Annotated in this window: 3 protein-coding genes and 1 pseudogene; 1 reads left to right on the top strand and 3 read right to left on the bottom strand. The window is 38.6% G+C overall.

Annotated elements, in window-relative coordinates; genetic code table 11:
• From ACEW8U_RS03115 to ACEW8U_RS03105, 3 genes and pseudogenes are all read right to left on the bottom strand, one after another.
• Positions 1 to 313 (bottom strand): annotated as a pseudogene (locus ACEW8U_RS03115) (transposase); the annotation flags it as partial.
• Between the two features lie 97 nt (positions 314 to 410).
• Positions 411 to 914, bottom strand: a complete 504-nt coding sequence (locus ACEW8U_RS03110) for a hypothetical protein (RefSeq protein ID WP_373520573.1) — start codon at positions 912 to 914, stop codon at positions 411 to 413.
• Positions 915 to 958: 44 nt separating this feature from the next.
• Positions 959 to 1,474: a regulatory protein RecX gene (locus ACEW8U_RS03105; protein WP_373520572.1), complete on the bottom strand. Its 516-nt coding sequence runs from the start codon at positions 1,472 to 1,474 to the stop codon at positions 959 to 961.
• A 73-nt stretch (positions 1,475 to 1,547) separates the two neighbouring features.
• On the opposite strand from ACEW8U_RS03105, the gene tpiA reads away from it, so the two are divergent.
• On the top strand, positions 1,548 to 2,309 hold the full coding sequence (tpiA, locus tag ACEW8U_RS03100; RefSeq protein ID WP_373520571.1) for a triose-phosphate isomerase: 762 nt from the start codon (positions 1,548 to 1,550) through the stop codon (positions 2,307 to 2,309).
• Positions 2,310 to 2,596 lie beyond the last annotated feature (287 nt).

Here is a 2,596-nt window from a genome sequence, read left to right as displayed (position 1 = left end):
CATGCGTTGTCCCTACGTGCGTTGTCCCTGATGACGTTTCCCCGTTTATAATCAATATGCAATGCACATGATTGGGCATGACGACAAATTCACGCAATTCAACATTTTTTGCATGATTTTTTATTTCGTACCACAATAAATCTGCAATTACGCCCTGATTGGATAATTTCATTTTATCATTTTCAATTTCACCAAAAAAATGAATCTTGTTTTTGGTGCAAATGGTAATAAAATACGCGCCGTTCCAACCATAATCCCAATTTTGTAATCTGGTTGATTCATTCCGATACTTACCTCTGAATTTTTCAGACATCAGGTAATAGATTTATAAAAATTATATAATCTATTAAGTAAGTGCTTATTACTATTTTAAGAATTAGCCTGAAAAATAAAAAATGATTTTAGTTTTTTTACGCAATCTTCAACTTCAACTCCCCTTTCCGCTTAATAATTTTCAACTCAAAATGCTGATTGATAAAAAATTTGCAGTGGTTTTCGGCCCATTCTGCCCTGCTTTCGGTATCATAGAGTAAAGTCATTCGGAGCATGGTTTTGACATATTGCTCATGATAGCCCAATTCATGTATCCATGCGATCAACTGTGCGGACCAGTCTTCCTGAAATTTTTCGAAATGGGTTCTTCCATCAAAAAGTAATTCCAATTGATTGTCCCTGTTTTTAAATCGGTAGATGCCACATAGCTGCCTGTAAATCATCCTAAGCCTGTCTTTTGGATATTCGTAAGTATCCAAGATGGTGGCAAAAGTCTCATCCATCAACATCAACGGATTGTACAATTGGGTGTAGGATTTTTTCAGTTCAAAAACCATGGTGTCCAACAGGCTTTCTTCCAACACTGATTGGGCCTGACGGAGAATGTAATTTTTGTCTAAGGGGAATAATTTCTGAATCATCTGACTTTCAAATCTTTCGCAAATTAGGATTTTGCTTTCAATTATTAAAGATTTTGTTTTGAAAAAACAGTTTCTATGGCACTTTGGATCAGATCATTTTCAAAACCCCTCCCCATCAGGTATTGGTGGGTCTTGTACCTTTTTTTGAAATCATCAGATTCTTTTATCATGCTGGCTTTTTTTTCAACCAAAAGGAGAAGGGTTTCCCAATATTCTTCTTCGTCGATTTCCTTCATTCCTGATTTGATACAGTTGGGACTGATATGGCGCAACTTCAGCTCCTGAAGGATTTTATTTCTGCCCCATTTTTTGATCCTGAATTTCCCGCTAACAAATGCCTGGGCAAACCTTTCTTCATTCAGATAACCTTCACTGATCAAAAAAGCAATCAACTCCTCAGCTTCCTCACCATAGATTCCCCGTTCATGCAGTTTGTTCCTTACCTCTTGTTGATATCGTTCTTGATAGGCACAATAAGAAGCGATCCGAACCTTTGCTTCGGCCAAGGACCAATATTTTTTGGGTTGATCGCGGTTATATTCTTTTCGTGGGTAGGACATTTTGTGTAATTTTAACCCAAAGTAACTTTAACTGTTATTTTTTTCAAATTTTAAACTCAAACCATCATACACCATGCGCAAAAAAATTGTAGCCGGAAACTGGAAAATGAACCTCAATTTCGAAGAAGGCCAAAAGCTGACTTCAGAAATCGTCAATATGCTAAAGGATGAAAACATCAAAGATGTGGTCACTGTACTCAATCCTCCGTTTGTTCACCTTTATTCCGTCAAGAAATTGATCGGGGATACCCCAAACCTTTTCCTTGGTTCCCAAAATTGTTCTGACAAAGCTTCAGGAGCTTTTACCGGAGAAACCTCCGCTTCCATGTTGGCATCTTTTGGAGCTTCCTATGTGATTATAGGACATAGTGAAAGAAGGGAATACTTTAAAGAGTCCAATGAACTGTTGACTGAAAAAACCAAGCAGGCATTGGCAAATGGCCTGACACCGATATTTTGTTGCGGTGAACCATTGGAAATCCGTGAGGCAGAAACACATGAAGATTATGTCAAACAGCAATTGACAGAAAGTCTTTTTGGGTTTACTCCTGAAGAAATGTCAAAGATCGTCATTGCCTACGAACCAATTTGGGCAATAGGAACAGGCAGGACAGCTTCCTCAGATCAGGCACAGGAAATGCATGCGGCATTGAGAGGACATTTCGCAGGTAAATACGGAAAGGATTTGGCCGACAATATCTCCATTCTATATGGTGGAAGTGCCAATCCCGGAAATGCCAAAGAACTATTCTCCAAGCTTGATGTGGATGGTGGATTGATAGGTGGAGCCTCCTTGAAATCAAGGGATTTTGTGGAGATTGTGAAGTCGTTTTAAATGCTCGATGTCAGATGACCGATGACCGATGTAAGGCCCCGTCATTCTGAATGAGCTTTTTGAAAGTTAAGAATATAAAGCTAAGCCTACAGCGAAGTGAAGAATCTGGAGAGGAAAAATTGAAGCTGAGATAATAATCGAGCCTTCAAACTAGTCTAAACTGACATCATTCCACCTTTGAATATCGAACTCCGAATGATGAATAATGAAGTAAATGCCCATGCAATACCTGGAATTCAAGTTTTCCTGTAAGGAACCATTCCGTGAAATACTCATAGCCGAACTCT

This window comes from Aquiflexum sp., from assembly GCF_041751335.1.
Classification (GTDB): domain Bacteria; phylum Bacteroidota; class Bacteroidia; order Cytophagales; family Cyclobacteriaceae; genus Aquiflexum.
This window is presented reverse-complemented; position numbering and strand designations above follow the sequence as displayed.